Source organism: Devosia sp. CAU 1758, from assembly GCF_054482695.1.
The window spans coordinates 423291-436875 of record NZ_JBTLRJ010000001.1 but is presented as its reverse complement, the minus strand read 5'-3'; the positions used below and the strand labels follow the sequence as shown (position 1 = coordinate 436875).

The 13585-nt window shown below is 63.5% G+C and carries 11 protein-coding genes; 6 read left to right on the top strand and 5 right to left on the bottom strand.

Going from position 1 to position 13585, the window contains the following annotated elements; translation table 11 throughout:
• Positions 1–112: 112 nt before the first annotated feature.
• Positions 113–2113: a MacB family efflux pump subunit gene (locus ACXYMS_RS02125; RefSeq protein WP_458903373.1), complete on the bottom strand. Its 2001-nt coding sequence runs from the start codon at positions 2111–2113 to the stop codon at positions 113–115.
• Positions 2113–3318, bottom strand: a complete 1206-nt coding sequence (locus ACXYMS_RS02120; protein ID WP_458903372.1) for an efflux RND transporter periplasmic adaptor subunit — start codon at positions 3316–3318, stop codon at positions 2113–2115. The genes ACXYMS_RS02125 and ACXYMS_RS02120 overlap by 1 nt, the downstream gene beginning before the upstream one ends.
• Positions 3319–3486: 168 nt before the next feature.
• Between ACXYMS_RS02120 and ACXYMS_RS02115 the strand changes: the two genes are divergently transcribed.
• Entirely contained in the window at positions 3487–4263 is a 777-nt protein-coding gene (locus tag ACXYMS_RS02115; RefSeq protein ID WP_458903371.1) for an SDR family NAD(P)-dependent oxidoreductase, read from the top strand.
• Position 4264: 1 nt separating this feature from the next.
• On the opposite strand, the gene ACXYMS_RS02110 is transcribed toward ACXYMS_RS02115, so the two are convergent.
• The gene (locus tag ACXYMS_RS02110) at positions 4265–5296 is read right to left on the bottom strand and encodes an Ldh family oxidoreductase (protein ID WP_458903370.1); all 1032 of its coding nucleotides are present in this window, start codon (positions 5294–5296) and stop codon (positions 4265–4267) included.
• A gap of 160 nt (positions 5297–5456) precedes the next feature.
• Between ACXYMS_RS02110 and ACXYMS_RS02105 the strand changes: the two genes are divergently transcribed.
• The 5 genes from ACXYMS_RS02105 (at position 5457) to ACXYMS_RS02085 (ending at position 11407) form a co-directional block, all read left to right on the top strand.
• Positions 5457–6353: an aromatic ring-hydroxylating dioxygenase subunit alpha gene (locus ACXYMS_RS02105; RefSeq protein ID WP_458903369.1), complete on the top strand. Its 897-nt coding sequence runs from the start codon at positions 5457–5459 to the stop codon at positions 6351–6353.
• Between the two features lie 111 nt (positions 6354–6464).
• Positions 6465–8174: a PDR/VanB family oxidoreductase gene (locus tag ACXYMS_RS02100; protein WP_458903368.1), complete on the top strand. Its 1710-nt coding sequence runs from the start codon at positions 6465–6467 to the stop codon at positions 8172–8174.
• 3 nt (positions 8175–8177) lie between these two features.
• Positions 8178–8825, top strand: a complete 648-nt coding sequence (locus tag ACXYMS_RS02095; RefSeq protein ID WP_458903367.1) for a glutathione S-transferase family protein — start codon at positions 8178–8180, stop codon at positions 8823–8825.
• A 139-nt stretch (positions 8826–8964) separates the two neighbouring features.
• A complete protein-coding gene (gene fabV / locus ACXYMS_RS02090) occupies positions 8965–10131 on the top strand; it encodes an enoyl-ACP reductase FabV (RefSeq protein ID WP_458903366.1) in 1167 nt (388 codons plus the stop codon).
• Between the two features lie 139 nt (positions 10132–10270).
• Positions 10271–11407 (top strand): mechanosensitive ion channel family protein, encoded by a 1137-nt coding sequence (locus ACXYMS_RS02085; protein WP_458903365.1) that lies wholly within the window; start codon positions 10271–10273, stop codon positions 11405–11407.
• On the opposite strand, the gene ACXYMS_RS02080 is transcribed toward ACXYMS_RS02085, so the two are convergent.
• Positions 11380–12423, bottom strand: a complete 1044-nt coding sequence (locus ACXYMS_RS02080) for a lysine-2,3-aminomutase-like protein (RefSeq protein WP_458903364.1) — start codon at positions 12421–12423, stop codon at positions 11380–11382. The two genes, ACXYMS_RS02085 and ACXYMS_RS02080, sit on opposite strands and share 28 nt — an antisense overlap.
• Positions 12420–13478, bottom strand: coding sequence for an EF-P lysine aminoacylase EpmA (gene epmA / locus ACXYMS_RS02075; protein WP_458903363.1), 1059 nt, complete (start codon positions 13476–13478; stop codon positions 12420–12422). The genes ACXYMS_RS02080 and epmA overlap by 4 nt, the downstream gene beginning before the upstream one ends.
• Positions 13479–13585: the final 107 nt, after the last annotated feature.

The following is a 13585-nucleotide window of genomic DNA, read 5'->3' as shown; positions in this document are numbered from 1 at the left end:
CCAAATGGCGAAGTTTTCATGGCGAGTTTAGGGCCGCGCCTGCTGCGCGAACACCCTTTGCGTTGAATTTATTGGCAATTGACCGGACCAGCGTGGCCGAGGCGCAACATTGCTACTCCCGAGCCAGTGCCTCGACCGGGTCGAGCCGCGCCGCCGCGCGGGCCGGCATGAAGCCAAACACAATCCCGATCACACTGGCGGAAATGATGGCGAGCACGATCGATTCGGTCGAATAGGCCAGCCTTGCGCCCGCAACGATGGCCGTCAGGCCCTGCCCCAGGGCAAAGCTCAGCGCCACACCCGCAGCGCCACCGGCAAAGCACACCAGCACCGCTTCGATCAGGAATTGCCGCATGATGTCGCTGCGCCGCGCGCCCACGGCCATGCGAATGCCGATCTCCTTGGTCCGCTCGCTGACCGAGACCAGCATGATGTTCATCACTCCGATGCCGCCCACCACCAGCGAGATCACCGCAATGGTCGAGATCAGGATGGTCAGCGTCGCAGTCGTCGACTGGATCGTTTCCCGGATCGTGTCGGTATTCTGGAGGAAGAAATCAGTGTTCCCGCCATGCAGCCGTGTCATCAGCTCGGTGATCTCGGCTTCGGCCTGGGCCGTGTCATAATCGTCCGTCACCCGCACCGCGATGGAATTAAGCCAGCTCTGGCCCAATATGCGGCTCATGGCCGAGGTATAGGGCACATAGACATTGGCATTGTCGCGCCCGCCGCCGAAGCCCGTCGAGGCGGCCACCACGCCGATGACCCGCACCGGCACCTTGCCCAGCATGATCACCTGGCCCACCGGATCTTCGCCATTGGTAAAGATTGACGTGACCGCGTTCTGGTCGATCACCGCCTCCTGCGCCATGGACGCGATGCTCTCGGCGCCGAAGCCGGACCCTGCAGTGAATGTGCGGCCATTGACCTGGAAATAGTCTGCGCCCACCCCGGTCACCGAAGCGCTGGTGGCCGTGTTGCGATAAAGCGCCGTGGCACTGGAACTCACCTGCGGCGTGACGCTGTCAGCATAAGGTTGCTTGGCCAGCGCCTCGGCATCGGTGGGGCGCAGGGTTCGCACCCGCCCCGAGCGCATGTCGCCAAAGCCGGAGCCGGGATAGACATTGATCGTATTGGTGCCGATCGAGGAGATGTTTTCCAGCACCGTCTGCTGGCTGCCCTGTCCCAGCGCCACCACCGACACCACCGAGGCAATGCCGATGATGATGCCGAGCATGGTGAGGAAGGTCCTGAGCTTGTGCGCGCCCATGGCCCGCAGCGCCATGCGCAGCGCCTCCCCGGTTCGGTCCAGCCCCCGCCGCCAGCTTGCAGCATGCTTTATGTCCGTTTCGGCCCTTTCCACCCGGCGCGGCTCGACATTGTGCCGGTCTGCGATGATCTCGCCATCGGCGATCTCGATCACGCGCTCGGTCTGCGCCGCGATCTGGGGATCATGGGTCACGATGATGATGGTATGCCCGTCGGCATGCAGCTCCTTGAGCAGCGCCATCAGATCCTTGCCCGAACGCGAATCGAGCGCACCTGTCGGTTCGTCGGCGAGGATCACCTCCCCGCCATTCATCAGCGCCCGCGCCACGCTGACGCGCTGCTGCTGGCCGCCCGAAAGCGCATTGGGCCGGTGGTCCAGTCGCTCCGCCAGCCCCAGCCGGGTCAGGAGCGCAGTAGCCCGCTTCCGCCGCGCACCTGCCTCCACCCCCGCATAGACAGCCGGCACTTCCACATTCTCGACCGCATCGAGATCGGGCAGCAATTGATAGCGTTGGAAGATGAAACCGAAATGCTCGCGCCGCAGCGCTGCCAGCGCGTCCGCATCGAGCTTGCCCACATCCTTGCCGGCAAAGCGATAGCTGCCTTCACTGGCGCGATCGAGGCACCCGAGGATATTCATCAGCGTCGACTTGCCCGAACCGGACTGGCCGATGATCGCCACCATCTCGCCGCGATGGATGTCGAGGTCCACGCCCTTGAGCACGGCCACGCTTTCGCCGCCCGTCTGGAAGCGGCGCACCAGGCCTGAAATTGAAATGATGGGCTGTTGCGATGGCAATGGCGCCGCGCCAACGCGGTCCTTGTCGCTGAAAGGGCGGTTCATTAGCCGCCGCCCCGAATGGCAAAGCCGCCGGGTCCGCCGAAGCGTGCACCACCGCCAGGGGGACCGCCCGCATTGATCAGCCGGGCACCGGTACCATTGACCACCAGGTCCCCCTCGTTGAGACCTGAGACGATCTCGGCGCTGATGTTGTTGTTGAGGCCCACCTCGACCCGCGCCGGGCGCACCTCCTCGCTCGCCGGGTCATAGACCATCACCATGGTGCCGCCATCAGGTCCGCGGCGGCTGACAAGGCTCGAAGGGAGCGTCAGCACATTGCGCGCTTCATCGAGCACGATGGTCACCGATGCGGTCATCGAGATGCGCAGGCGATGATCGGAATTGGGCACCTCGAACAGGCCATTGTAATAGACCGCGCTGCCCGAACTTGCCGTCTCGTCGGCAATCGAGGTCGGGGCCGGTTCGATCTCGCGCAGCGTGGCCTCGATGCGGGTGTCGGGCTCACCCAGGATGGTGAAATAGACCTTTTGCCCCGCCTCCACCTTGACCACATCGGCTTCCGAGATTTCAGCCTTGATCACCATGGTGTCGAGATTGGCAATCTTTGCGATGGTAGGCGTCGCCGAATTGGCGTTAAGGGTCTGGCCCTCTTCCACCAGGAGCGCCACCACCGTGCCATCGGCCGGCGCCACGATCTGCGTGCGGGCCAGGTTCAGCTCCGCCGATTCGACCGTCAGTTCCGCCTGTGCGATCTGCGCGTCGAGTTGGTCGATCTGCGCCAGCGCCTGTTCCACCGCCGCCTGCGCCGTTTCCAGAGCCGTCTGTGATACCAGGCTGCTCGCGCTCAACTGCTGTTGCCGGGTGAGGCTCGCCTGGGCCGTTGCCAGCCCCGCCTGCTGGTTGCGCTTCTGCGCCTGGATTCCGGCCAGCGCCGCCTCTGCCGATTTCACGGCATTCTCCTGGTTGAGACTGTCGATCTCGGCAATCAGGTCGCCGCGGCTGACCTGCTGGCCCAGCGTCACATGAACCGCCTTGATATTGCCCGAGACCTCCGCGCCCACGCTGACCAGCGCGCTCGCCTCCAGCACGCCCGACGCCAGCACCGTGGTTTCGATGTCGCCGCGAGCCACAGTCACCGTGTCCGGTGTGGTACTCGCCTGGGTCGGGGCCAGGAAATACCACCAGCCCGCCGCTGCTGCACCGCCCAACACGATCAGGACAATCAGAAATTTGGCAAAGCGCTTCATGGCTGGCGAATGGCCTTGAACAGGGAATGACTCCTTTTCCATAGTCCCAAAGCACGGCAATTTCACGTTAGCTCTGGGCAAGCCGCATTAAACTTTGGAAATGTTGACGCCACCACGCCGCCCGGTCCACCCTGTGCCGACCGCGAAATCAATCCCCCAGGACCTGCCATGTATTCGCTGCTCGACCCCAGCCGCTTTGTCGTTTTCATTACAGGCGCCACCTCCGGTTTCGGGGCTGCCGCCGCGCGCCGCTATGTCGCCGCTGGTGGCAAGGTGATCGCGACCGGCCGCCGCGAAGACCGCCTCCTGGCCCTGCGCGACGAACTGGGGCACGACAATTGCCATACCATCCCGCTCGACGTGCGCGACCGCGCTGCCATGGAAGCGGCCATCGCCGCCATCCCCGCTCCATTCGATGCCATCAACATCGTCCTCGCCAATGCCGGCCTGGCGCTTGGCCTGCAACCGGCGGCCGAGACCGATCTCAATGACTGGGAGACCATGATCGACACCAACATCAAGGGCCTGGTCTATACCGTGCGCCTTCTACTGCCCGGCCTCATCGCCCGCGGCGGCGGTCATGTGGTGACGCTGGGTTCCGTGGCTGGCGAATTCGCCTATCCTGGCGGCTCGGTCTATGCCGCCTCCAAAGCCTTCGTAAAGCACTTCGCCCTCGCCATCCGCTCGGACCTGCAGGGCAAGAATGTGCGCGTCACCGATATCGAGCCGGGCCTGACCGAAACCGAGTTTTCGGTGGTCCGCTTCAAGGGCGACGCGGACAAGGCAGGCAATGTCTATTCGGGGACCAAGGCCATGAGCGCCGAGGACATTGCCGAAACCATTTTCTGGGCGACCTCCCTGCCCGAGCATGTCAATGTCAACAAGATCCAGCTCATGGCGACCACCCAGGCCATCGGCGCCTTCGACATATATCGCGAAAAGTGACCTAAAGCCCCAGGAATCTGACAGTATCGGGGTCGACCGGAATTCCCTCCGCGCGCCGCCTGTCCATTTCTTCCCATTCCCGGTCGCCCGGCGCCATCACCCGCCCGCCGGTCCGAACGTGCGACCCGCGCAGACTGGCCAGATAGCCGGTGATCGCCGCCGCGAACACATCGCGTCCAGCGAACTTGTCGGGGTCGATGACCAGCACGAAATGGCCCATGTTCCGGGGCGTGGAAATATCCTCGCCGCCATACATGGGGATGAAATCGGGATCGAGCGTCGTCCCGGTCAGAAGCGCTGAGAATAGAGTTGCCACACCCGCCAGCGCCGCGCCCTTATAGCCATAATCCGTGCCCCCGAGCGGCAGCAGCATGTCCGCCGCATGCGGGTCGGTGGTCATCTGCCCGTCCGGCGTCGCCGCCACCCCTTCGGGCAATTCCTCGTCGAGCGAGCGATGCAGCAGCACCCGGTTGAGCGGAATGGAACTGGTCGCCATGTCAAGGAGCCATGGCCGCGAACCCGGCACTGGAGCGGCAAAGGCCAGCGGATTGGTGCCATGGAATTTCTGTGCCCCGTCGAACAGCGCCACCATGGAGTCGGTATTGGTGGTGGCAAAGGTCACAAAGCCCTGCTCCGCCCCGGCCAGCGCATAGGCGCCTGCTGCGCCCAGATGCGACGAGTGCTTGACGCCCACGGCGCCGACCCCGGCCTCACGCGCCAATTCCATACCTACTTCAACGGCCTTATAAGCCGCATAATGGCCCAATCCGTCGTCGCCATTGATCATGGCGCTGCCGGCGCCGCGCGTCTCGACGCCCAATTGCGGGTTCTTGTTCAACCGCCCGCCACCCAGCATGGCGCAATAATGCCCGGTGAGACGCACGCCATGGCTGTCCACACCCACCAGCGAGGCATGCAGCATGGCCCGCACCGCCGCGTCGCGCGATTCGGCGCTGGCCCCGGCCTCCGCCAGCCGCGCTTCGACGCGCGCGCGCAGCAGGCCCTCGTCAAATCTCTGAGCTTCACTTTCCACGACGCAGTGCTTTCATAGACTTCAACTTCCATGCACCATGAGGTCCGTGGCAGGCCAATGTCCACCTCCATGTCCCCAATGCATGGCCCCATCCGCAACTTTGTGCTGGCACTCACCGGACACCGGTTTATGCTGTGCCAACCCCCATTGAGACTGCCGCATGCCGAACGCCCCCGATCCGATGACCCGCAATCTCTGGCACGTGGTCGCTGCCACCGACGAGCTGCCCATCGGTCTTGTCGAAACCACCATGTTGCTCGATACGCGCCTGGCCCTGACGCGTGGCAATGATGGCGAACCCGTGGTCTGGCTGCGCAGCGATGAAGCGCCGGGCGAGGAGATCGACGCCGAAGCCGTGCTCGACCGCCTGCCCGTGAAAACCGCCTATGGCTATACGTGGACCTGCCTCGGCACGCCCTCCGATGATCTCTTCCCCATCCCTGAATTTGCCGAGCCCGACCGTGTCAACATGAGCTGCGGCTCCATCGGCATCCATGTCTCGGCCCCCCGCGCCGTCGAGAACTTTCTCGACATGGGCCACTTCCCCTATGTCCACACCGACATTCTGGGTTCCGAGCCGCATACCGAGGTCAAGGAATACGACGTCGAGGTCTCCGAGGAACGCGACGAAGTGCTGGCCACCAGATGCCGCTTCATGCAGCCGCGCGCCGCCAAGTCGGCGACCCAGGCCATGGAAGTGGAATATGTCTATCGCGTGCCCCACCCCTTCTGTTCGGTGCTCTACAAATCCTGCCCCGAGGATGAGACCCGCCGCGACGTTATCGGCATCTTTCTCCAGCCCGTGACCGAGGAACGCTGCCGCGCCCATCTCCTGCAATCAATGATCGATTCGACCTCGACGCTCACCGAGTTGCGCCGCTTCCAGCAGACCATATTCGGCCAAGACAAGCCGATCCTCGAAAACCAGTATCCCAAGCGCCTGCCGCTCGATCCCCGCGCCGAAACCCCGATCCGCGCCGACAAGAGCGCCATCGCCTACCGGAGATGGTTGAGCCAGAAGGGCATCACCTATGGGGTGATCCCCCAGGCGAGCTAGTACCGCCCCCCACCCCTCTTTCAAGAAGGAGGGAGCCACCGCCCCGTACGCCAGGGTGGTTGTGCTATCCAGCATTTGATCGTGGCGCGATCAAACCTCGGATGGACCACATTGCCCCTAAGCCTTTCCGATCCAACCTGGTACCCAATCGCCACCAGCGAGGACCTGCCCTTCCGTCATGTCTATCACGGCCAATTGCTCGGCCGCGAACTCGCCGTCTGGCGCGCTGATGATGGCAATGTGAATGTCTGGGAAAACCGGTGCCTCCATCGCGGCGTGCGCCTCTCCATCGGCATCAATGAGGGCCAGGAGCTCAAGTGCCAGTATCACGGCTGGCGCTATGCCAATCAGTCCGCTGGCTGCACCTATATCCCCGCCCACCCCGCCGACGCCCCGGCACGCCGCATCGAGAACCGCAAATATCCGATCCGCGAAGCCTATGGCCTGATCTGGTCTGCCGCCAATGACGAGGCGCCCTTCGCGCCCTTTCCCGGCGCAGATGCTCACGATTGGTTCGCGCTCCGCCCCATACCGGTCAACGCGGCCCCCGATGATGTCGTCGCCGGCCTCGCCCGCCTCGCCCCCGATGATCAGCCGGCTGATCTTCTCCCCGGCTTGACCGTCCGCCTGGGCAGCGCGCTCTACATCGTGCAGCCCGTCGATGCCGGCCGTGCCGTCATTCGCGGCCTCCTTCCCGGGCGGCCCGCCGACGAAATCGCGACCCTGCGCCACTACAATGAAATACTGACCAAGCTGCGCGACCGCCTCGAGCGTACCGCTGCCCGCAAGCCTGCGCCCGAGCCGCTGCAACCCACTTACGAAAAGGTCTCGGCCGATCTCGCCAGCATGCCAGATATCGCAATTCCGCGCGGTAATACGCTTGCCGTCATGGTCCGGCGCAAATGGCAATCGGCGGACGGTGTCACCGGCTTCGAATTGGCCGACCGCGACGGCAAGCACCTGCCCACTTTCCAGCCCGGCGCCCATATTGACCTGCACCTGCCCAATGGCCTGGTCCGCCAATATTCCATCACCAATGGCCCCGGCGACCTCTCCAGCTATGTCATCGGCGTCAAACAGGAGAGCGCATCAAAGGGCGGCTCCAAGGTATTGGTCGAAACCGTGCGCGAAGGCGACGTGCTGGCCATTTCCGAGCCGCGCAACAATTTCCCGCTGCGCCGGGACGCCACCCGCACCGTACTTATCGCTGGCGGCATCGGCATCACTCCGCTCCTGTCCATGGCCCGCTTCCTCGACAAGTCGAGCCTCAATTACGAGTTGCACTACTTCACCCGCACCGGCGAAAGCGCCGCCTTTTCCAGCGAACTGGGCATTCTCCACGGCAAGGTCCAAACCCACATTGGCATGGCCCGCGATGCCATCAAGGCGACGGTCTCGGAGATTCTCGGCCCCCATGCCTTTGCCAACCACGTCTATATCTGCGGCCCCGGCGCTATGCTCGAAATGATCACGGAAGCCGCCGCCGCCCTGGGCTGGCCCGACGAGGCGATCCACTTCGAGTATTTTCAGAACGACAAGGTGATAGACGCCTCCTCCGCCTTCGACATCGAGCTCGCCCGCTCGGCCATGACGCTCCATGTCCCCGCCGGCAAGACCATCCTCGAAACCATGCGGGAAGCCGGCCTCAGCGTGCCTTCCTCCTGCGAACAAGGCGCCTGCGGCACGTGCCTCACCACTGTCATGGAGGGCGAGGTCGATCATCAGGACGTCTATCTCAACAAGACCGAAAAAGCGTCGAACACCTGCATGATGACCTGTGTCAGCCGTGCGAAATCGGCCCGGCTCGTGCTGGATATCTGACCCATGACCATCACCCTTCACGACTTCGAACTCTCCGGCAATTGCTACAAGCTGCGCCTGCTCATGGGCATTCTCGGCCTGCCCTACGAGATCATCCCGGTCGATTTCTTCCCCGGCCGCGAGCACAAGGCCGACTGGTTCCTGCGCCTCAACCCCTTCGGTCAGCTCCCGGTTCTCAAGGACGGTGACCTGACCCTTTCGGATTCAGGCGCCATCCTCGCCTATCTCGCCAGGAAGTACGACACGAGCGGCCTCTGGTTCCCTGACGACCCGGTGGTTATTGCCGAAATCCTGCGCTGGCATGCCGTCGCCGATGACATCACCGGCACCAGTTCTGCGGCGCGCCTTGCGCTGGGCTACGACTACGACTTCGACATCGAAAAGGCCCAGCAGGGCGCCCATCGCATTTTCCGCCTGATGGACGAGCATCTCTGGTTTGGCGAAAAAGCGGGGCGCGACTGGCTATGTGCCCCTGCCCATCCCACCACCGCCGATATCGCCTGTTTCCCCTATGTGATGCTGAGCGAGGAAGGCGGCATTTCCCGCCAGGACTATCCCGCCCTGCGCCGTTGGACCGACCGCGTCCGCCGCATCCCCCGCTTCACCGTCATGTCCGGCATTTTCCCTGCAGGACCGGCGAAGGTGGATTGAGGAGACCAGCCATGCCCCATTCCACGATGCCGCTCCTCCCCCCTGTCAGGGGGAGGTTGGGTGGGGGTACAGCCGTTCCGCCCCTAGCCCTCCGCCGCCATTCCCGCTATTGGCTTGGTCAAACCGAGGAGAACATCCCATGATTATCGAGCCAAAAATCCGCGGCTTCATCTGCACCACGGCCCACCCAACTGGCTGCGCCACCAATGTGCAGCGCCAGATCGATCATGTCGTGATTAAGGGGCCGATCGCGTCGGATCGCAAGCGCGTCCTGGTGCTGGGCTGTTCGACCGGTTATGGCCTTGCCTCGCGCATCGTCACCACCTTTGGCTCGGGCGCCGATACGGTCGGCGTCTCCTTCGAGCGTGAGCCGGGCGAGACCAAGCCGGCCTCCGCTGGCTGGTACAATAACCGCGCCTTCGAAAATCGCGCCCGCGCCGCCGGCAGCAAGGCTGTCACCATCGAGGGCGACGCCTTTTCCGATGCGGTCAAGGCCGAGACCATCGAGGCCATCAAGGCCAATCTGGGCCAGGTCGACCTCGTGGTCTATTCGCTCGCCTCCCCCGTCCGCACCGACCCCAAGGACGGCGTCACCTATCGCTCGGCCATCAAGCCCTATGGGTCGCAGGTCACCTCCAAGACCCTCAATACCGGCACCGGCGAAGTCTCCGAAGTCACCGTCGAGCCCGCCACCGAGGAGGAGGCCGCCGCCACCGTCAAGGTCATGGGCGGCGAGGATTGGGAACTCTGGATCGCCGCGCTCTCCGAGGCCGGTGTCCTGGCCGACGGCTTCACCTCTCTCAACTACACCTATCTCGGCAGCGAACTGACCTGGCCGATCTATCACAAGGGCACGCTGGGCAAGGCCAAGGGCGATCTCGACCGCGCCGCCGCCGCCATTCGCGCCAATCATGGCGACAAGGCCGCCCATGTCGTGGCCCTCAAGGCCGTGGTGACCCAGGCAAGTTCTGCAATTCCGGTCGTGCCGCTCTATGGCACCCTACTCATCAAGGTCGAGGACGAAATGGGCCTGGGCGAAGGACCCATCCAGCAGATCGACCGCCTGTTCCGCACCAAGCTCACCAAACTCCAGCTCGATGACGAAAGCCGCATCCGCGTCGACGATTGGGAACTGTCTGATCCCATGCAGTCCGAACTCAAAAGGCGCTGGGCGGATCTCACCACCGAGACCCTGCCCGCCCTCGCCGACCTGCCCAAATACCGCGAGGAATTCCTCAAACTCTTCGGTTTCGCCGTCGGCGGCGTCGACTACTCCAAGGATGTCGACCCGCGCATTGTGGACTGACATCAGGCAAGGCGTCGCTTGGCGCCCTGTCAGATTCAGATGCCAAGGCGCTTGCCATTCATGCGACGCCCATCTGCCATGTGAAACCTCTGCCCCTCTTCTCGGTTGACCTCCGTCCGCGATCGAGAAGAGGGCTATGATGTCGCAACTGGAAAGAACCGTCGCCACCGTCATGGACTGGCTGCCGCCATGGCTTATCAGTCTGGTCCTGCTCGCCTTCGCCATTGTCGGTGCTGTCTACGGCGGGCAGGTACTGCATGGTTTCCTGACGCGCTTGGTAGCCGAACGCGATCTGTTTTGGCGTTCCCTGGTCAAGCGCTTGGAACTGCCACTCAAACTCGGACTGGGCATTGTCCTGTCCTGGCTGACTGCCGTCGTGGCACCGCTGACACCGTCACAGTCCGCATTTGTCCGACACGCCTTGCTCATCGCCCTCATTGTCCTCGGTGCCATAGCGGCGCGCACGGCCATTCACATCTGGCTCACCCTCTATCTGCGCCGGTTCAAGCTGGACAGCGAGGACAACCTGCTGGCGCGAAAGCACGTCACGCAATCGCGGATTCTTGAACGGGTTGCGGTTACGCTGCTGTTCATCGTCGGCGCGGCCGCAATTCTCATGACCTTCGAGGGAGTCGCCCAATATGGCGTGAGTCTGCTCGCATCAGCCGGCGCGGCAGGCTTGGTGCTCGGTCTGGCGCTACAGCCCGTGCTCAAGAACCTCTTTGCCGGCATTCAGTTGGCCATCACGCAACCCATCCGCATCGGCGACGCGCTGCTGGTGGAAGGTGAATGGGGCACGGTGGAGGAAATCACCTCAACCTACGTGGTAGTGAAAATCTGGGATTGGCGCCGGCTCATCGTCCCGCTCAGCTACTTCATGGAAAAGCCCTTCCAGAACTGGACCCGAGAGGGCGCCGCCCTGATCGGCACAGTTATGCTCTATCTGGACTATTCCGTTCCGGTAGAGGTCATCCGCGAACAACTAGGCAAGATCGTCAAGGACTCTCCTCATTGGGATGGCAATATCGCTCATGTACAGGTGACGGATCTTCGGGAGGCCAGTTTGGAGGTGCGTATCCTCGTCACCGCCCGCAATGCACCCAAGGCCTTCGACCTGCGCTGCGAAGTTCGCGAGAAGATGATTGCCTTCCTGCAGGAAAACTATCCCCAGACCCTGCCCCGGGTCCGGACGCTTTCTGCCGAAACTGGCCAAGACGACGAGAGTACGCGAGCCGTGGCAGCAGAAACCTATGAGGGTTCGGATGTTGGCGGATAGGCGTGCTCCCCGCCCTGCCAGTCACGCACGGTGAAGCATCCATCACCACCGCCGATCGAAGCTGCGCCAATGTCCGCCTTGCCATATCCACCCGGAATATCCAGCACATAGACCGGCTGGCAGAGGCCCGAAATCCGCCCCCGCAGCGCGTTCACCAGCGCCTGCCCCTCCTCGATTCTCACCCGGAAATGCCCGGTCCCCGGCGCTAGGTCAGGGTGATGCAGATAATAGGGCCGGATGCGGTTTTCGACAAAGCCGCGCATCAGCGCGGCCAGCGTCTCGACATCGTCATTGATGCCCTTGAGCAGCACGCTCTGGCTGATCAGCGCGATCCCGCCCGCGATCATCCGGTCGAATCCGGTCCGCGCCGCCGCGGTCAATTCGCGCGGATGATTGGCATGGACCGCCAGATAGGTGGTCTTGCCGCTGGCCTTGAGCGCCGCAACCATGGCGTCATCGATCCGCTCCGGCTCCACCACGGGAACCCGCGTATGAAACCGCACGATCCTGACGTGGTCGATCCCCGCCAGCTTTTCCATGATCTCGCGCAGCCGCCGCGGTGAGAGCACCAGCGGATCGCCGCCCGTCAGGATCACTTCCCAGATTTCGGTATGATCCGCGACATAACCGATTGCCGCGTCAAGCTGTGCCGGGGTCAGTGTCCCAAGCCCCTGCGGTCCCACCATCTCGCGGCGAAAACAGAACCGACAATAGACCGGGCAGACGTGCACGGCCTTGAGCAGCACCCGGTCGGGATAGCGGTGGACAATCCCTTCCACCGGCGAATGCGTCAGATCGCCTATCGGGTCCGCACGCTCCTCCAGCGTCGTCACCATCTCCGCGACTGAGGGCACGAACTGCCGCGCAATAGGGTCATCCGGATCGTTCGGATCAACCAGCACCAACACTGCCGGCGTTATGCCAATGGCATATTTGTCCGCGACAGGACCCAGCCCCCCAGTGTCGCGCACCAGCCCCGCCTCAACCAACCCTTTGACGGTTTTGATAGCGCTCATTCCGCCACCGGCGCCCACAGCACCGCCTCAATCCGCTGCGCGCCAGTCGCCAGCATCACCAGCCGGTCAAACCCCAGCGCCACGCCGCTGGCCTCGGGCATGAACTCCAGCGCCGCGAGGAAGTCCGCATCAATCGGATAGCGCTCGCCATAGATCCGCGCCTTTTCGTTCATCTCCGCTTCGAACCGCACCCTCTGCTCGCCCGCATCGGTCAACTCGCCAAAGCCATTGGCCAGTTCGACGCCGCACGCATAGACCTCGAATCGCTCCGAAACCCGCCGGTCCCCCAGCACCCGCCGCGCCAGCGCCGCCTCGCAGGCCGGATAGCGATCCAAAACCGTCACGCGCCCATTGCCCAATTGCGGCTCGACCTTGTCGACCAGCACCTGCGTGAACAGATAGCTCCAGCTTTGATCCTCGCTCATCGCCATCCCGACACCTGCCATCTGCGCCGCCAGCGCCGCCCCATCCGGCACGCCATCAGCGTCCATAGTCGCGAGCAGGTCGATCCCAGCATGGGTCAAAAACGCCTGGGCAACGCTGATCCGCTCCGCCTCGGCCCGTGGGTCACACACCCGCCCCCGATATTCGAATTGCCTGATCCCAGTGACCGCCGCCGCCAGCCCGATGATGGCCAGCGTGTCGGCAATGATCGCCTCATAGGGTTCGCCCGTCCGATACCATTCGAGCATGGTGAATTCGGGATGGTGCAGCGCGCTGCGCTCGCGATTGCGCCACACATGCTGCAGGCTTGCGATCCGGGGCTCCCCGGCCGCCAGCAGCTTCTTCATCGTGAATTCGGGAGAGGTATGCAGATACATCGCCTGCGTCACCCCGTCATTGCCGATCATGCTGGTGCCAAAGGCATGCAGATGTGTCTCATTGCCCGGCGAGCGCTGCAGCCCGGGCGGGTCGACCACGAGAAAATCGCGTTCGGCCAGCCAGCCCCGTACCGCCGCATCGATCCTGCCACGCGCCAGCAGCGCCGGCCGCCGGTCTCGGTGGCGCTCGGGATGCCACCAGGGCGAGGCAGGCGATGTGTCAGCGGCGCTCATTATCTGGTTTCTTCCCGTCCGGTCTGGCGAAAGGGCGCGGAATATTGTATCGGGCGCACCACTATCGAATTCCGGCGCCCGGACGGCCCTGCCTCTAGACCGCGCCA

Coding starts and splice junctions, on each gene's coding strand:
- fabV (WP_458903366.1), top strand. CDS start 8,965: ATGATTATCGAGCCAAAAATCCGCGGCTTCATCTGCACCACGGCCCAC.
- epmA (WP_458903363.1), bottom strand. CDS start 13,478: ATGAGCGCCGCTGACACATCGCCTGCCTCGCCCTGGTGGCATCCCGAG.
- ACXYMS_RS02120 (WP_458903372.1), bottom strand. CDS start 3,318: ATGAAGCGCTTTGCCAAATTTCTGATTGTCCTGATCGTGTTGGGCGGT.
- ACXYMS_RS02095 (WP_458903367.1), top strand. CDS start 8,178: ATGACCATCACCCTTCACGACTTCGAACTCTCCGGCAATTGCTACAAG.
- ACXYMS_RS02105 (WP_458903369.1), top strand. CDS start 5,457: ATGCCGAACGCCCCCGATCCGATGACCCGCAATCTCTGGCACGTGGTC.
- ACXYMS_RS02085 (WP_458903365.1), top strand. CDS start 10,271: ATGTCGCAACTGGAAAGAACCGTCGCCACCGTCATGGACTGGCTGCCG.
- ACXYMS_RS02125 (WP_458903373.1), bottom strand. CDS start 2,113: ATGAACCGCCCTTTCAGCGACAAGGACCGCGTTGGCGCGGCGCCATTG.
- ACXYMS_RS02080 (WP_458903364.1), bottom strand. CDS start 12,423: ATGAGCGCTATCAAAACCGTCAAAGGGTTGGTTGAGGCGGGGCTGGTG.
- ACXYMS_RS02115 (WP_458903371.1), top strand. CDS start 3,487: ATGTATTCGCTGCTCGACCCCAGCCGCTTTGTCGTTTTCATTACAGGC.